General features: G+C 54.3%; 11 protein-coding genes. 3 read left to right on the forward strand and 8 right to left on the reverse strand.

The window, feature by feature from the left end; all coding sequences use genetic code 11:
- Nucleotide 1: 1 nt before the first annotated feature.
- The 5 genes from IDSA_RS08040 to recC all read right to left on the reverse strand — a co-directional run bounded on the left by IDSA_RS08040 (nt 2) and on the right by recC (nt 12,144).
- Nucleotides 2–2,530, reverse strand: coding sequence for an acylase (locus tag IDSA_RS08040; RefSeq protein WP_051986174.1), 2,529 nt, complete (start codon nt 2,528–2,530; stop codon nt 2–4).
- Between the two features lie 122 nt (nt 2,531–2,652).
- A complete protein-coding gene (gene arfB, locus IDSA_RS08045; protein ID WP_034775825.1) occupies nt 2,653–3,069 on the reverse strand; it encodes an alternative ribosome rescue aminoacyl-tRNA hydrolase ArfB in 417 nt (138 codons plus the stop codon).
- Entirely contained in the window at nt 3,066–5,012 is a 1,947-nt protein-coding gene (gene recD / locus IDSA_RS08050; protein WP_034775826.1) for an exodeoxyribonuclease V subunit alpha, read from the reverse strand. The genes arfB and recD overlap by 4 nt, the downstream gene beginning before the upstream one ends.
- Nucleotides 5,012–8,692: an exodeoxyribonuclease V subunit beta gene (gene recB, locus IDSA_RS08055; RefSeq protein WP_034775827.1), complete on the reverse strand. Its 3,681-nt coding sequence runs from the start codon at nt 8,690–8,692 to the stop codon at nt 5,012–5,014. The genes recD and recB overlap by 1 nt, the downstream gene beginning before the upstream one ends.
- Nucleotides 8,689–12,144: an exodeoxyribonuclease V subunit gamma gene (recC, locus tag IDSA_RS08060; protein WP_034775828.1), complete on the reverse strand. Its 3,456-nt coding sequence runs from the start codon at nt 12,142–12,144 to the stop codon at nt 8,689–8,691. The genes recB and recC overlap by 4 nt, the downstream gene beginning before the upstream one ends.
- Nucleotides 12,145–12,309: 165 nt before the next feature.
- Here recC and trhO point away from each other — a divergent pair, with 165 nt between their 5' ends.
- The 3 genes from trhO to IDSA_RS08075 all read left to right on the forward strand — a co-directional run bounded on the left by trhO (nt 12,310) and on the right by IDSA_RS08075 (nt 14,065).
- Nucleotides 12,310–13,239 carry an oxygen-dependent tRNA uridine(34) hydroxylase TrhO gene (trhO, locus tag IDSA_RS08065; RefSeq protein ID WP_034775829.1) on the forward strand — a complete coding sequence of 310 codons (930 nt, stop codon included), beginning with the start codon at nt 12,310–12,312 and terminating at the stop codon, nt 13,237–13,239.
- An 82-nt stretch (nt 13,240–13,321) separates the two neighbouring features.
- On the forward strand, nt 13,322–13,798 hold the full coding sequence (locus IDSA_RS08070; protein ID WP_034775831.1) for a Dps family protein: 477 nt from the start codon (nt 13,322–13,324) through the stop codon (nt 13,796–13,798).
- 69 nt (nt 13,799–13,867) lie between these two features.
- Nucleotides 13,868–14,065, forward strand: a complete 198-nt coding sequence (locus IDSA_RS08075) for a DUF3185 family protein (protein WP_034775832.1) — start codon at nt 13,868–13,870, stop codon at nt 14,063–14,065.
- Nucleotides 14,066–14,171: 106 nt separating this feature from the next.
- Here the strand turns inward: IDSA_RS08075 and IDSA_RS08080 are convergent, their stop codons facing one another.
- From IDSA_RS08080 to IDSA_RS08090, 3 genes are read right to left on the reverse strand one after another with little or no spacing between them, the layout of a single operon-like run.
- Nucleotides 14,172–14,630, reverse strand: a complete 459-nt coding sequence (locus IDSA_RS08080; RefSeq protein ID WP_034775833.1) for a hypothetical protein — start codon at nt 14,628–14,630, stop codon at nt 14,172–14,174.
- 20 nt (nt 14,631–14,650) lie between these two features.
- Nucleotides 14,651–15,967 carry an APC family permease gene (locus tag IDSA_RS08085; protein ID WP_034775834.1) on the reverse strand — a complete coding sequence of 439 codons (1,317 nt, stop codon included), beginning with the start codon at nt 15,965–15,967 and terminating at the stop codon, nt 14,651–14,653.
- A 42-nt stretch (nt 15,968–16,009) separates the two neighbouring features.
- The gene (locus IDSA_RS08090; RefSeq protein ID WP_034775835.1) at nt 16,010–16,753 is read right to left on the reverse strand and encodes a copper resistance protein B; all 744 of its coding nucleotides are present in this window, start codon (nt 16,751–16,753) and stop codon (nt 16,010–16,012) included.
- Nucleotides 16,754–16,757 lie beyond the last annotated feature (4 nt).

Genomic DNA, 16,757 nt, shown 5'->3' on the forward strand with positions numbered 1-16,757 from the left:
TTTATTCAGGCCGGGTTCCCGTTAATTCCAGTTCGGTTACGGTATTGGCATCAATGTCTTCATTGGTGAAATACAGCGTGCGTAACTGCGGCTCACTGGAGTACAACAAAGTTTGGTCGACAAAGTGGTCTGACTCCGGGTTGGATGATTGCGAGTACGTCAGTAAACCATCCGCGACCGGGCCGGCATCAGTAAACTCCATAGCGAACATCCAGCTGGAACCATAAGTCACATGGTAACCGCCCCCGACCGCACTAAGTTCTGATCCCGGCAGCTGTGGATAGGTATGACGCGGTAGCAAGGTACCATCGTTACCCATGTTGCTGCGGAACACATTAAAGCCGCCTTCGATGTTATTCGAGCCGCCCCATGGCAGTTTCACACCCGAAGGTGAACCATCTGCCAGACTCTTCTCAACAAACTGCACCGAGCCCAGCGTCGCGGCCACATTAAAGCCCGCATCGGTAATACGTTGTTGCGCCACAGCGAACTGCTGCAGGACAGTGTCATTCGCATCCAGCGTATTTGGTGTCGTTACTGGCTGCGCCGGATCAAAGGGTACCTGCCACTGACGGTTGCGGTTAAATTCTGTTGCGAATTCACGGAACATCATCGCGCCGACGCTGCTGAGATTCATGGTGCCGTCCCAGGCGCCCAGTGCATCGCAGCCGGGCTTGATGTTTACGCCGCCGTTCGCCGTAGTGACCGGTGTTTCACCCTGAGCCTGGCAAGCAGCAAGCAAGTCAGTCAGTACTTCTTCACCAAGGAAATTCCGGTTACCAATCAGGCGATCGACCAGATCTGCGCGGGTGAAACGACCGTCAACGGAGCCACCCTCTGCCAGCATTTTCTGGCCCAGCCGTGAGCGCAGCGACTGCTGGTTACCAACCGGCCCCCATAGTGGTGATACGCCCGTGATAGGCGCCTCCGGATTGGTCAGCCAGAAGCTGTCATTGGAGTTCTGAACAAAGTCGCTACGCTCAAGCTTCGGCGCCCGCTCATAGGGTACTTTACCCTGAGGGATAAAGCGGCTTTCGTTGCCCGGGAAGATAAACAAGCCCGCCTGTTGCGTAAGTGCCTGATACAGCGGATCTGCTGCCCAGTCCGCAATGGCATCGGGATCAATATCGGGAACCGAAGAGCCATCGGTAAAGAACGCATTACCTTCTTTATCTACCGCCATAGCATTGTTAAAGATGGTGCCGGTATAGTCGATAAATGTCTGTTTATAATCGGCGATACTGGTTGCAAGGTTCATGCCCAGCCAGTGTTCGAGGATGTCATAATTCGGCAGGTTAGCGTCATGCAGCGCATAAGCGACTTCCTGACCGGTTGCGTCGGTGCCCCATGGCAGTGCGTTAGGAATCACAATAATAGGACCAAACTCACTGTGATAGCTGCTGCGCTGCAGCAGAATCGACGAAGAAGGCCCGCTAGCAACCTCAATCTCGTGCTGCTTTCTGGTCATAGCAACGGGCTCGCCATCAAGCATATAGGTAGTACCATCACTGTCGCTGGTATCCAGCGTCAGACGATGTACGGTAAAACGTGCTGCGGTTGAAAAGGTATGGGTCCAGGCAACATTCTCGTTAAAGCCAATGTTGATGATGCCTGGCATACCCGAAAGCGAGCCGCCGACAACTTTCATCTCACCCGGAACTTCGATACCGAACTGCCAGAAGCGCTGATTGCCGGTATGGGGAAAATGCGGGTTAGCAATCAGCATACCCTGCCCTGAAGCAGATAGATCAGAGCCAATTGCCCAGCCATTGGAGCCCGATTCACTCGGATTGGTATCAGGGATTTGATTATGCGCTAACGCCAGGTGCGCCATACTGAGGCTTTCGCCTGTGGCTTGATTGGTAACAGCTGCCGTTTCATCTGGCGGTATGGCCAAAAATAAAGGCCCGGTAAAGTTCGCGGCGCCAGGCAATAAAGCCACGCCCTGAGCATAAGTCATAATGTCAATCGGGGTAATGGGTTGCACCCATGGCTGACTGGCACAGGCTGGGTCGATATTGGCCACCCCGGTGTCTTCAAGGTAACGGTTGTAACCAGCGGCATAGCCAGTTATCAGCGCCTGAGACTCTTCACTTATCTCTTCAAAACCCACCTCGGCGTTCTCGCGGATACCCAAAGTCAGATAACCGAAGTCATTGAGAATATTGTCCGAGTCGCCAGAGCCAGGCACCCGGTCAGGGCCAAAATACTTAGCGCGCTGCGAGTTAAATTTGATGACCTGATCGGCCAGAATACAGATATTATCCTGCGCAAACGCATAACCAACGCCGTAACCCAGACTTTCCAGGTTGCCCGCTGTCACGTAAGGCACGCCATAATTGGTCCACTTAATTGACGCATCCAGGTTCCCGTCTGGGGCAAAAGCAATCAGCCCGGCTGGTGGTGGGGGTGGTGGCGGTGGGATGATTTCATCATCGCTGCTGCTGCCGCAACTCGCCAGGGTAAAGAGAGCTCCGGTCGCGACCAGAGTTGCCAGCGACCTGCGTTTAAACACCTGTGCTTTAGACATATCTGTACCTTTTATTATTTTGTTGGATATTCGTATTTTGTTGTTAGTACGGTTTATCAAAAGCCAGTATGGCGCTAAGTGGTCGGACGTGCAAGAGCGCAAAATTTTGCGCCCGCAGCTGCTTAGATTGGTTTTTTCCGTAAGGATTTCACATCGCCACGCTTTTTCTTACCTTCAATGCGGCGTACTTTACTGGCCTTGGTCGGCTTGGTGGGAATGCGTTTTTTACGCTGCACATTAACGCTGGCAACCAGCGCGATGAATTGCGCCAGGGCTGCTTCCCGGTTGCTTAGCTGACTGCGGGTTTCCTGGCTTTTAATGATGATTTTTCCACTCTGGGTGATGCGGTGATCACTTTTCTGCAGCAAGCGTTGCTTGTAATATTCTGGCAGCGATGAGGCATTAATGTCGAAGATCAGCTGTGCCGCGGTCGCCACTTTATTCACGTTTTGCCCGCCCGCGCCGCTGGAACGGATAAACTGCCATTCGATTTCATTCTCCGGGATGCTTACCCGCTGCGAGATCTGAATTTGGCTCATACCAGGCCTCCTAGTCGCTCAACTCGTTTGCTTACTGTATCCAGCACCACCCGCGGGCTGCCTGCCACTAAGGTAAAGCGCTCCCGGGCCCGGGTTATGCCGGTATAAAGCAGTTCTTTAGTCAGTACCGGCGATTCGCGATCCGGCAGCACCACCACCGTATGGACAAATTCAGAACCCTGGGATTTGTGCACTGTCATCGCGTAGACGGTTTCAACCTGAGTCAGCCGGCTTGGCAACAACCAGCGGATCCGGTTATCTGCGGTTTTAAATGCCACCCGCAAGGGTTCACCTGGCCGGCGCTGCAGCGCTATACCTATATCGCCGTTACGTAAATTAAGATTATAGTCATTATGGGTAATCATTACCGGGCGGCCGGCATACCAGGGCTCAGCCCCGGCGGTATCCTTGTCCAGCCAGTTCATAACGCGCTCATTAAGCGCCCGCATGCCCCAGTCGCCTTCATTCACCGCGGTAAGGATCTGGAAAGCACCATAGTGTTCGAGCACTTCACCCGCCCAGATATCAAAATCAGCATCCGTAGCCGCTTGCTCCGGGCGCTTGCTTAAGCTTTGCAGAAACGGCTGCAGGCCCTGTTGCACCAGTTGCTTCATTGCGGTCGCACCCGGAGCCTGCACCTGCAGCAAGACAATATTTGCGAACCGCGGGTCAGCATCGGCCAAACCTTCACTATCCGCCAGCCAGTTGCGTAACCAGTCCGTGCGCTGGTTATTCACCTCTGCGGCCAGCTTGCCGATGCCCTTAGTGTCATCAAAGCGGCGGCTGCTACGCAGCATCACGGTATGCTGGTTATAACGACTACCACCGGAGACCGGCGCATTGCCATCTATCATGGCTTCGGGCAGACGCTGGCGACTGGCCTGTTCCAGCCACTGCGCCACGTCTGGCTGATAATGACCTTGCTCGGCACCGCTACATAGCTGCCCGAGTACCGCCCCGGCACCCACTGACGCCAGTTGATCTTTGTCGCCCAGTAAAATTAACCGGGCATGGCTTGGTAGCGCGGCCACCAGCGCTGCCATCATTTCAATATCTACCATAGAGGCTTCATCGACGATCACCACATCGGTTACCAGCGGGTTGCGGGCATTATGCCGGAAACCGCGGCCCTGCCGCCGGGTGCCGAGTAAGCGATGTAAAGTCACCGCCGGCGGGCTCAACAGCTCACGGATATCGTCAATATCAGGCATGGTGGCCAGTTCATTACGAATGGATTCTGTCATGCGGGCCGCGGCTTTGCCGGTTGGTGCCGCCAACTGGATGGTCAGCGCACCCGCCTGCTGCTGCATCCGCTGCAACGTCGCCAGCAGCCGCACTACGGTGTAGGTCTTACCGGTACCTGGACCGCCGGTGATAATACTGAAGCCGCTACGCACGGCCATGGCGCAGGCAACCCGTTGCCAGCTTATGGCTTCGCCCGGCGGCCCGAATAGCTGGTCCAGCACGCCGGACAACTCCTTCAGATTCAGGTCGGGCTGCCAGTTCATGCGTTGCTCAAGATCCTGCTTAATAGCCTTTTCATAGCGCCAGAACCGACGCAGATAAAGTCGTCTGTCCGCGGCAAACACCAAGGGTGAATTCGCGCCACCGGCCGCGCCAGCCAGCGCACTCTGCAATTGTGCGGGCGCGTCACTCAAACCGGCTGCCTGCAAAAGCCTGGTGGGGCTGACACATTCAGACCGACTGGCGCTGGTAGCCTGTTCCGGCGGTAACAATAAATAGCTATCCGCATCCTGCGCCAACAGCTGAATATCCAGACAGGGATGCCCGCGTCCCAGCTGATGACTGGTCAGCGCGCCAAGCAGCCACACCAGCGGCGCATCAGCCGGTGCTTTTTGCTGCAGATAGCGACCAAAGTTTAAGTCCAGCGCGCGTAGCCAGCCATGTTGATGCCAGCGCTCGAGTTCCTGCATTACATCCATCAGTGTACTCCTCCGGCAACAGCAGACTGCTCACCAGCAAACAGCTGCTCAAGACGTTCAATTAACGCGCGCGGCGGCCGGTCAAAAAAAGCGCCGCCGGTATCCGCCTGATAGCCACGCATAAACAGATAAACCGCACCGCCGATATGGGTGTCATAGTCGTAGCGCTCGCCAAGCCGGGCCTGCAGCAGCTTATGCAAGGCTAAAGTATAAATGACGTACTGCATGTCATAGCGGCTACTGAGAATTTTATCGCCCATGGCAGCGCGGCTGTAACTGCCAGCATCCGGTCCCAGATAGTTGGATTTGTAATCCGCCACGTAAAAGCGCCCTTCATGTTCGAACACCAGATCGATAAAGCCTTTGAGCATGCCATTCAGTTGGCTGGGCAGCACCTGTGGCCGCGCCTGGCCTGGCAGTATGTGCTCACGCACCAGCTGATCCAACTGCTGCGCCCGAACCTGATGGGTGGCGAACCAGAACTCCGGCTCTGCCTGGTAACTGGTTAATCCGGCCAGGGTAAAAGAGGTGTCAGCCCCCTCACCCGCGGTTATAAAAGGGGTTTGCAGGTAGTCACGCAGCCAGTGCTGCAGGATTTGTTGGTGGCTGTGCCAGGGCTCAAGCCGGCTGCGTCCGGCGACCAGCTGACAGAGCTTGTCGTCGTCATCAGCCAGGGCGGCGAAGCCGGTATTGGCGGCATCTTCGAGTAGATTATGCAAAAAGGTACCGGGCTGGGCGCCCTTCGGGAAAGCATGCAGGCTGTCAGGGTCCGGCTCCCGCTCCGGGGCGGCGGCCAGTTCGCTGGCTTGTTCGTGCTGCGCTTCCAGCGAGTTCAGCGCATTCACGTCATCCGCGGCAATCTGCTCGCCATATTTCAGCGCGCTATAGCTGGCTACCCACCAGCGTTCCATGCGATGCTCCGGCGGTATCTCGCAACTGGCCAGCGGCAGGCTATCCGGGGCCCCGGGCTGATAGCAGGTAACCTCTCCAGAGGTTTCGATCGGCTGCTGAGGTAAATCGTTTAGCTGCGCGACGACGCCGTCAAAATCTACTTTGCCGCCAAATTCGCCGCTGGCCAGATAACACAGGGCGGTATCTTTGAAGTCGGGAAAAGGCGCAACGCCGATGAAAGTGGCAAACTGAGCGCGGGTTACCGCGACATAAAGCTTACGGATATCTTCGGCCAGGCGCTCCAAATCCGCCTGCTGAGTGCCTTCAGTATCGGCTTTGTCGTAAGCCAGGCAGAGTTCGCCCTCCGCATTGTGATACCGGGCCGGATAACTGATGCGGTACTGCTGCGGCGGGCAACTGCTGATAAAGGGTAAAAATACCAGCGGATACTGCAGGCCTTTGGATTTATGGATAGTAATCACCTGCACCAGTTGCGAATCACTCTCCAGCCGCACCTGTTGCTCGGTGGCGTCAGTGCGGTTGCCTTCATCACGCGCCAGCTGAATATGTTCAGATAAATAGCGCAGCAAACCGGTGCGCCCTTCCACCAGTGCGGATTGCTGTTGCAGCAATTCAGCCAGATGCAGGATATCGGTGAGTCGCCGTTCGCCGCCGGCTTCGCGCAGTAACCGCGCCGGTACCGCGAAATCATGCAGCACCCGCTGCAACATAGCTAGCACCCCCCGCTGTTGCCAGAGTTCGTGATAACCCAGAAACTGATCGGCGCGGCGGTCCCATTCCAGCTCGTCAGTATGGAGCAAGTCCAGCTCCGCCAGCGACAAATTCAGCAAACTGGTGGCGAGCGCCGCGCGCAGTAAGCCAGGCTCCCGCGGCGCCGCACCAGCTTGTAAAATCAGCAACAGATCAGCGGCCATGGCGCCGGCAAACACCGAATCACGGTCGGATAAATACACGCTCTGAACCGCCCGCTCACGCAGCGCGCCGCGGATGATGGCAGCTTCTTTGGCACTATTCACCAGTATCGCCACGTCACTGGGATTAATGCGTTCAAAGTGACCGTCATCGGCCTTAAAGCCGCTGGCCGGGTCCTGCAGCAGACGCACAATCTGTTCCGCGGTTTTCGCCGCCAGCGCTGCCTGCAGCACCGGTTTCTTCGCTTTATCGGCGGCCTGCAGCACATCCAGCCGCAATGCCGGGCCGGGCTTATCCGCAATGATGAGCTGGCGCGACAAGCCATTCGCCCGCACGGCGGTAAAGGGAACCGGGTCTTCGCCGGTAGTGCGGAACAAAAAGGCACCACGTGGATAATCCCGGGCCCGTTCAAAAAGTTTATTCGAGGCAGTTACCATAGCCTCGGTGGAACGGAAATTCACCGCCAGGGTATAGTGCCGCCCGGCGGTTGCGCGGCGCGCCCGCAGGTAAGTATAAATATCGGCATTACGGAACGAATAAATTGCCTGCTTGGGATCGCCGATGAGGAAAATCCCAGTTTGCGGAGCGGGCTGCTGCAACTGATATACCCGATCGAAGATTTCGTACTGGATCGGGTCGGTATCCTGAAATTCATCGATCATGGCCACCGGAAACTGCTCCCGGATAGTAGCGGCCAGGGCTTCACCGTGTTCACTGCGCAGCGCTTGTCGTAGCCGGGTCAGCATGTCATCAAAGCCCATCTCGGCACGCTGCTCCTGCAAGGCACTGAAGCGTTGTTGCAGCCATTGTGCAGCGTGGCGAAGCAACGGCGTGCGTATCGCAGGCAATGCGGTCTGGGTCTGATGCAGCGCCGCTAATGTCTGCCACAAGGGGTGATCCGGCAAGGGGATCTTCAGTGCTTCCCGCAGTCCGTCAGGGCTCAGTCGCTGCCAGGCCGATTCGCTCAGTGCCGGCGTCAGCGGCGCGGACTGATTCGTTGTCAGTGCCGCGGCCCATTCATCCAGCGCCAACAGCCAGTTGCTGACCCAATCCCGGCGTAGCTTCCTGCCATCAGCCTGTTTATTGGCAATCACTTCATCCAGAAACGCCCGGGCGTCCGCTAACCAGCTGTGCCAGGGCTGGCTGTGAAATTCGTCCCGCAGTTGCTGCCCGGCCTGCAATACGTCCTCAATTAATTCCGCCGGCGATGCCAGGTTGTCGGTATCGACATCACCGAGCAGATTGCGCGCCCGGCTGTATATTGCCTCCGGGGTGCTAAGCTCGCTGGTTAACAGGCGGTACGCCTCGGTTTGGTGCTCGCTGAGGGGAGCAATGAAGGTGCGCCAGTAATCGCGCGCAGCCGTCAGCCAGTGTTGTTTGGTGTCGGTATTAAGTTGTTGGCTGAACAGGCTGCCGCTGGCAAAGGCGTGCTCGCGCAGCATCCGGTTACACCAGCCGTGGATAGTATGGACTGCGGCTTCATCCATCGACTGCGCCGCCAGCTCCAGTTTACGTGCCAGTGCCGGCCAGGCTTCAGCGTCAGGATAGTCGCCGCGCAAAGCTTGCAAAAAGTCATCGGCCTTATCGGTTTGCCGGCGAAAATAGGCCGCTGCTTCACTCAGGCGGGCACGGATACGATCCCGCAGTTCCTCGGTTGCCGCATCGGTAAAAGTGACCACCAGGATCTGTTCGGGTTTGAGAAAATCACCGAAGCGCTCGTCGTCCTCGCCGTGATTCAGCACCAGGCGCAAATAGAGCGCGGCGATAGTGTAGGTTTTACCGGTGCCGGCGCTGGCTTCGATCAGTCGGCTGTTGTGCAGCGGAAACCGCAATGGCTGCAAAGGCATGCTGCTCATACTGCATCCTCCAGCGCCGCGCGTACCACCGGCAGATAAAGTTGCTGGCCAAAAGCCATCATCTCATCACCGGTGGCCAGCGCCTCATAATCCGGGTAAAAGCGCGCCACATAAGGCGCCCGTTCAACCTGTGCGGCACGCTGGTTGTTGCCGTCGCTGTAAAACGCCGCGGCAGCCTCATCATCAAATTTCGGTTCAGAATCATGAATAATTTCACCGAGCTTATTCCCGTAGCTGCTGCGCCAGCCCTGATAGATGGTTTCAAACTCCGCTGCCAGTGGCCGCCGGTAGCCTTGCTGTACCCAGCTCAGCAGGGTTTGCAGATAGGCCTGCGCGGCCGGCTTTGTCATTGGCTGAAAACTGATCTTGCCCACCTGCCCCAGCACCAGCGTACTGGTGGCGCTGTGGGTGTTCAGCAGCACATGATTCACCCAGTACCTTAGCGCATGCTTGAGGCGTGGGGTGCCATTGGCTTCGGTAAGCTTGCTGGCGGTAACAGCCAGCTGCAACCAGCCGCCACTCTGATTGGAGCGCAACCGGGTCATGGTGTCAGCCACCCGCAATGAAGTCGCATCACCGCTGCCCTCTGCGGTAAGCGCCACGGCACCGACAGTTTGCGGATAGTCCGCCAGGCAGGCGGCTAATTGCTGCGCCAGTTCAGTTAGGGTTTCCTCAATCTGCTGGCGAATCACCGCGCCGCCAGCGCCAGCGGGAATCAGTCCTTGTCCCTGTAGGCGCGTGAGTTCTTTGCGCATCGCGGGTTGCCAGTCTACGGCGCCCTGATGCGCCTGCAATAATTCCGACAGCTGTTCGAACAGCGGTTGCTGTAATTGCCAGTTCAGCAGGCCATCGGGCACAAAGGTTTCTTCGTCCAGACTGCTGAAGTCTTCGGCAGAAAAATAAACGCCCAGCCGCTGGTTCATAAGCAGTCGTGCCGGTTCTTTCAGAAAATCCGCTAGTTGTTTGGTACTTAACGCACTGTCCGGCGCCCATTCGGCGAGTTCGCCGCCAGTAGCCACTGCCGGCGCTTCAACATGAGCAGCCCGCCATTCCTGCGCGAAGGTGAACAGCTTACCGGACTCCGGCTGCGCGCGTTCAAAGTAAGCCGGGCTGAACGGCTGCAGCCGGTGCTCAGTAACCAGCTCGTTAGCCTGCCAGCCGTAGCGCAGATGTTCCAGCAGCTGGCTGACCAGCACCGACGGCGGCCGCTCACTGTTATCGCGGATATTGCGACCGTTCCAGCTCACGTAAAAGCAATCGCGGGCCGACAACAGGGCTTCGAGAAACAAATACCGATCATCTTCCCGGCGCGAGCGGTCGCCAGGCCGGTAATCACGCGCCATCAGGTCAAAATCAACCGGTTTCTGCGCCCGCGGGTAGTCACCATCGTTCATGCCCAGCAGGCACACATAGCGAAACGGAATCGCCCGCATCGGCATCAGGGTCGCAAAATTTACACTGCCTGCCAGAAACCGCTGTTGCAGATTTTGTTCATCCAGCCGGCTCAGCCAGCTCTCAATCACCAGCGTTAGCGGAAGGGTGTCGTCGAACTCAGCTTCGGTGCTGGCGGTCAGCCATTGTTCAAGTTGCTGCTGCAGCCGGCTCAGCAGAACCACATCCGCATCCGCTTCAGCGGCAAAAATCGAGTCCAGCAATTCGGTCAGATAGTCGGCCCACTGCGTTGGCGTGCGGTCAGTGGCAAGTTCCCGGAAATGTTGATCGAGGGTATTAATGAGCTCGACCAGCCCGCCGGCCGCGGCGGCTTCCAGTCCCGCCACGTCACTGTAAGGCTCATCCCCCAGCCAGTCTGAATCGGCACTAGTCGCCATGGCCTCCGGCTCGCCTGTGGCGTAACCCAAGAGCATGCGGCGCAGCCCGAATTGCCAGCTATTCACGCCATCGCCCGCCGGCAGCCCCAACAACTCGCGATGGGCACCATGCAACCCCCAGCGAATGCCAGCACCGTGGATCCAGTCACGCAACTGATCCACGTCATAACTACTGAGACCAAAGCGACGCTGTAGCGCCGGTACCTGCAACAAATCCAGCACATCGCTCATGGTCAGACGGCTCTGACGCAGCGTAAGCACCTGCTCCAGCGCAATCAGCATCGGATTACGATGGCGCTGCCCCTGGTCGGCAATGGTGTACGGAATATAGCGTGCGTCATCGCGGGCAAGCCGGCCAAAAACCGCATCAATATGGGGCGCGTAGGCGTCGATATCCGGCACCATCACCATAATATCCCGCGGCTTGAGACTGGCATCGGCGGCAAAAGCCGCCAGTAGCTGGTCATGTAATACTTCGACTTCGCGTTGCGGACTATGCGCACAGTGCACCATCACCGACTGATCAGAGGGCTGATAATCCGGCCACTGCCGCCGGGTTTCGTCCAGCGGTCGCAATTCCAGAATATCGTCCTGTAACTGCTGTAACAGGTTTGCCGTTGGCTGCACGTCGAATAACTCAAAATTCAGCTCATTAAATTCCGCCGCTTTCAGGCGCGTTTCGTCAAAGCGATCCAGCAGCCGGATGTAGTCGCGGCCCTGTTTGCCCCAGGCTGCCAGCAATGGTTGCGCCTGGGCATGCAACTGCTCATCCGGGGTGTCTTCCGACATGCCGGACTTAAACCGGTGCCGCTGCGCCTGAATGTCCATTTGCCGGAGCAGCTCGCGGCCATCAACGATGTCTGCCCAGTGGTATTTGCAGGGATTATGCACACAAAGCACGATCTGACAGCACCCTTTTAAGGCATCCAGCAATTCCAGTACCTGCTGCGGCAGGCTGGAGATGCCAAACACCACGATGCGGGGCGGTATGCCCGCCGGGCGTGTGGCGGGGGTTAGCTGTGAAGCTGCCTGGATAAACTGCCGGTGCAGGTCGGCCCGGTTGTTCCAGCTATGTTCACCAACGTCCGCCAGCAGATAGCGCCATAACTGCGGCTGCCAGTGGTTATCTTCATCGGCCTGCAGCTGCCCCCCTTCGGCCCAGTCAGCCAGCCAGTCGGCGCGGTACATCTGATACTGGTCGTAGAGATCGGCCAGGCGCTCACTGAGCTGATAAAGCTTGCGCTGATCCTGATCGTCGGCAATATAGTCGTGCAAGGCTTTGAATTCTGCTTCCTGCAGATGATCAGGCAGTATCCGCAGGATGCGCCAGGTCAGCCGATCTTTGTCAAAAGGTGAGGTTTTTGGCAGTTGTTGTCCGAGTACGGCGCGATACGCCTGCCACTGAAAGCGGGCCGGCAAGGTCACCTCCAACATAGCGGCAATACCGGCTTCTTCGGCCAGGTGAATCTTAAGCCACTGCGCAATACCATTGGACTGCACCAGCATGGTTTCAGTCGCCAGCGGTGACAGGGGGTAGTTGCTGGTGAGCTGCACCACCAGGTCAGTCAGCTCTTCTAACCTGTGACTGTGCGCAACAATAAATCCTGGTGTTAATTCGCTCATGTGCTATCCCCTGCAGACCGTGAGGATCATCCTACCCAAATAGCATCCGACACACTAGCACCGCGTTACAAATCCATTCAGATCAGATTAGGCTTATGGTAAAATATGCGAGCAATTTTTGACCTCGGATTTGCGATCCGAACCGCCAAAAGAAGGACAGAACAGATGTATATTTGCGCCGCACTCTACAAGTTTGTGGAGTTAAACGATTTTGAAGCTTACCGCCAGCCATTGTATGAAAACCTGATCCAGAACCAGGTAAAAGGCACCCTGCTATTAGCCCGCGAAGGCATTAACGGAACTATTTGTGGTACCCGTGAAGGTGTCGACAATGTGCTTCGTTTTATCCGCTCCCGGGCTGAGTTCGCGGACATTGAACACAAAGAGTCCCCCAGTGAAACCCAGGCGTTTTACCGCACCAAAGTGAAACTCAAAAAAGAAATTGTCACTATGGGGGTGGACTGGGTCGACCCGAAAAATATCGTCGGCACCTACGTTGATGCAAAAGACTGGAACGATCTCATCCGCGACCCTGAAGTGCTGCTGATCGACACCCGCAACGACTATGAATACGCGGTAGGCACCTTCGAAGGCGCTGTGAACCCAAAAACCGACAGCTTCCGTGACTTTCCCCAGTACGTGCAGGACCATCTGGATCCTGCCAAACATAAGAAGGTTGCGATGTTCTGCACCGGCGGTATCCGTTGTGAAAAATCCACCGCGTACCTGAAGCAGCAGGGCTTCGATGAGGTTTACCATCTGAAGGGCGGTATCCTCAAATACCTGGAAGAGATGCCCGCAGAAAACAGCACCTGGAACGGCGACTGCTTCGTCTTTGATCAGCGCGTCACCGTCGGTCACGGTCTGGTACAGGGTGGTTATGATCAGTGCTACGCCTGCCGTATGCCGATAACCGAAGATGAAAAAGCCTCTGAATTTTATGTCCGCGGTGTCAGCTGCCCGCACTGCCACGATAAAACCACGCCGGAACAGAAAGAACGTTTCGCCGAGCGTGAAAAGCAGATCCAGCTGGCAAAGCAGCGTGGTGAAGCGCACATACGCGACGGAAAAATCGATGAAAGCAATCGAGCGTAATCGTTTTTTCTTTTGCAGCAGGCAAGCTATACTGTTTACATCGTAATTTTGAAAAACTCAAACGCGATGATAAGGAGTTTCTATGCAACAGTTAAACGTAATCGGCTTAAAGCAAAAAGACACAGAACAGCTGGCGGAACGCCTCAACCTGTTACTGTCTAACTATCAGATTTTTTACATGAATGTGCGTGGTTTTCACTGGAACATTAAAGGTGAGAACTTTTTCGAACTGCATGAGAAATTTGAAGAAACCTACAACGATTTGCTGATGAAAATTGATGAAATCGCGGAGCGCATCCTGACGCTGGGTCAGCGCCCGCAGCATGCATATTCAACCTACATCAAAAACAGCGACATCGAAGAAGTAAAAGATGTCCATGACGGTCCATCTTGTGTGCGTGAGATCCTGAACAGCTATCAGATCACCATCCGCCTGCAGCGTGAAATTCTTTCATTAGCCGGCGATGCTGACGATGAAGGTACCTCTGCCCTGATGAGTGATTACATCAAGGAACAGGAAAAAACCGCCTGGATGCTGACGTCATATTTAGGTAACTAAAATTAACATTACCTGCTATGCTGATTCGTAGTAGTACCTTAAACCTCTGAAAAGAAAAGGAAGCGAACTATGAACAAAGTATTAGGACTTGCATTGCTGGTGGTTGGCATTATTCTGCTTTATTTCGGATATGAGGCCTACAACGCACCTTTATCTGAAATGAGCCAGGAACTTACTGGTGAGCCGACGGATAGAGCCTTGTGGTACCTGATTGGTGGTGCCGTGGCTACGATAGTCGGGCTGTACGGGCTTATCCGCGGTAAGTAAGCCATACCTCGGAATCGCTGTGCGCTGCTGATAATCTATCAGTAGTACGCAGCGATTTTTTTTGTCTATTCTCCTACTCTGGTAGTCGCCTACTTTTTTCTGCAACTCACAAATCGGAAAAGCGATTAGCCGCTTGAACCATGCGCCGGATTTCATGTTCTTCGACCGCTTGGATGGTAGCTAAAAACTCCTGCGCGGAGTTGGTATCAACGCGAGAGTGGAGGTGTTCATATAAGGCAATAACCTTTTTATGTTCCGCGGTAACCTCTTTAACTACCTCGTCCATCGTCAGGTTGCTGAACGGAAAGTCGCAGTGGCCATGAGGGATGATTTTATGTTCTTTAAGATAGTCATAGCACCAGGTATCCAGAACGTTTTTATTGGTGACTGTCTCGAACCCGCTAATGATCCTTTCTAAGCTCCCTTCGTGCTCTGAGAGATAAATTAAGATAAGACGCGCACGCTCATCTTCATTTTTTGTCGCGCACTCTTTTAAGCACTCTTTAAGATTTTGATGAAAGGTAACTGTCCATTTAAGCACGTCGCGTAAGCTTTCAACTTTCATAAAAAAACTCCTGAAATTTATTAGTTAGTTTCCCGCTTGTATTTTAAGAAGATAACTTCGCCAACCGATATCAAAAATATACCAATCAACGCGGTCCAGATGATGAGCGGGTCGCTTTCCCATTTTATATAGATGAACGCAGTGAGAACCACAACGTCAAGGACAATTGCCGTCAACAGTATGATCGGATTCGCATTTACGTCTTTACGTAAATACCGGAATACGCCCCAATGAATGGCGATATCCATGATGATATAAAATATAGCCCCCAGCGACGCAATGCGCCCCAGGTCGAAAAAGGCAGCCAATAGCATTGCCATTACTACAGTATAAACCAGCGTATGTTTTTGAATGCTCCCTGGCATACCGAAGTGGCTATGCGGTACCAATTCCATTTTCGTTAACATGGCCAGCATTCTTGAGACAGCAAAAGCACTGGCAATGACGCCTGAAACCGTAGCAATGATGGCAAACCCAACTGTTATCCAAAGTCCTATCTTACCGTAGACCGGCCTGGCGGCCTCTGCGAGCGCATAATCTTTAGCCTGAACAATTTCATTAATCGACAAACTTGAACCAACAGCTAGTGTCACCAGCAGATAGGCGCCACCACAGATAAATAGCGATATCACAATGGCCCGCGCAACATTCTTCTTTGGTTCTTTTATTTCATCACCGCTATTGGTGATGGTTGTGAACCCTTTATAAGCTAATATGCTTAGTGCGACGCCCGCTAAAACCCCACCAGCACCAGCATCTTGCGGGATTACCGAAATAGACTCGAAGTCGATACCGGAAGCCCAGAGCCCTCCGATGGCAAGCATGATTATCCCTAACGCTTTGATGACCGCCATAACAAACGAAAATGTCTGAATAAATTCGTTGTTCAGAATGTTGATAAAGAACGCGAATGCGATCAAACCGACAGCGAGAGCAGGGATTAGCCACTGCGCTTCGTAATTAATGACCTGACTGCTATAAGAGGCAAAAGTACGTGCAACCAAGCTTTCGTTGATAACCATCGAGAAGTACATCAGCAGTGAGAATATCGCCGTTAAGCTGCCTTTCCCGTAGGCTTTGCTGAGGAACATAGCAATCCCACCTGCAGATGGGTACGCTTGCGTCAGCTTAACGTATGAATAGGCACTAAACCCGGCAATAACCCCACCAGCCATAAACGCCATCACAAACCAGTCTTTTGCCAGGTCGGCGACCTGGCCGGTCAATGCAAAAATCCCGGCACCGATCATCACGCCCGTACCTAGCGATACCGCGCCCCACAAACTTAAGCTGTTTTTACGATAGTCATCGCCGTGACTATCCGAATGCTCGGCCATTAATCCTCCGCTAAAGCTTCGTGATATGTTTTTTAGTGTTCCTTAAAACCAGACTCTTGCGCCAATTACCAATCCATTTTCGGTTATATCACCACCGTTAGCTTCCACTCGATCTGCAGTGTTGCCCAACGCTCTGTCCCAGTAGATACCCACATAAGGCGCAAATTCCCGGGTTATCTCATGTCGGTAACGTAATCCCACTCGTATATTACTAAGGCCGCTTTCGCGTTCGTATTTAGTTGAATCGCTAATATTCCCTACCAATTCGACCCGTGGCTGCAAATAGGAGGTTTGACTCAATAGCCATTCATATTCCGCCTCTATTACAAACTGCGCATCACCTTCTTCATTAATTATCAGTGAATTATCCATCTCAAACCAATATGGCGCTAAACCCATCAAGCTAATGACTGCATAGTTTTCCATTGAGTTAGCTGATGAAAGTTCTCCGCGCGTTCCAATACCTCCCTGCAGCGACCAAAACGGCGAGATCAGATAGCTATAGAGAATTTCAGCACTTTCCAGATGCGTTGCTGCTCCGTCATCCTGCGTATTTTCTCCTTCGCTCTTTACTACCAGGCGATGATAGTCTCCTCCGTACCATGCCATTAAATCCCAGACTGCAGTATTTTCTTCGTTATCAGAGCGGGATAATTCAAGCCGATCAAATAAAATTTGACCGGTATAATATTTTTCCACGGGTTCTGGCCAATCAGGCTCTGCATGCCCGGCGTACGATGCCAGGGGGAATAGCAGCAAACAAATAGCTATTAATTTATTACGCATAGAG

Source organism: Pseudidiomarina salinarum (assembly GCF_000753715.1).
Taxonomy (GTDB): domain Bacteria; phylum Pseudomonadota; class Gammaproteobacteria; order Enterobacterales; family Alteromonadaceae; genus Pseudidiomarina; species Pseudidiomarina salinarum.

Coding starts and splice junctions, on each gene's coding strand:
- IDSA_RS08070 (WP_034775831.1), top strand. CDS start 13,322: ATGCAACAGTTAAACGTAATCGGCTTAAAGCAAAAAGACACAGAACAG.
- arfB (WP_034775825.1), bottom strand. CDS start 3,069: ATGAGCCAAATTCAGATCTCGCAGCGGGTAAGCATCCCGGAGAATGAA.
- IDSA_RS08075 (WP_034775832.1), top strand. CDS start 13,868: ATGAACAAAGTATTAGGACTTGCATTGCTGGTGGTTGGCATTATTCTG.
- IDSA_RS08040 (WP_051986174.1), bottom strand. CDS start 2,530: ATGTCTAAAGCACAGGTGTTTAAACGCAGGTCGCTGGCAACTCTGGTC.
- recB (WP_034775827.1), bottom strand. CDS start 8,692: ATGAGCAGCATGCCTTTGCAGCCATTGCGGTTTCCGCTGCACAACAGC.
- recC (WP_034775828.1), bottom strand. CDS start 12,144: ATGAGCGAATTAACACCAGGATTTATTGTTGCGCACAGTCACAGGTTA.
- IDSA_RS08085 (WP_034775834.1), bottom strand. CDS start 15,967: ATGGCCGAGCATTCGGATAGTCACGGCGATGACTATCGTAAAAACAGC.
- trhO (WP_034775829.1), top strand. CDS start 12,310: ATGTATATTTGCGCCGCACTCTACAAGTTTGTGGAGTTAAACGATTTT.
- recD (WP_034775826.1), bottom strand. CDS start 5,012: ATGGATGTAATGCAGGAACTCGAGCGCTGGCATCAACATGGCTGGCTA.
- IDSA_RS08090 (WP_034775835.1), bottom strand. CDS start 16,753: ATGCGTAATAAATTAATAGCTATTTGTTTGCTGCTATTCCCCCTGGCA.
- IDSA_RS08080 (WP_034775833.1), bottom strand. CDS start 14,630: ATGAAAGTTGAAAGCTTACGCGACGTGCTTAAATGGACAGTTACCTTT.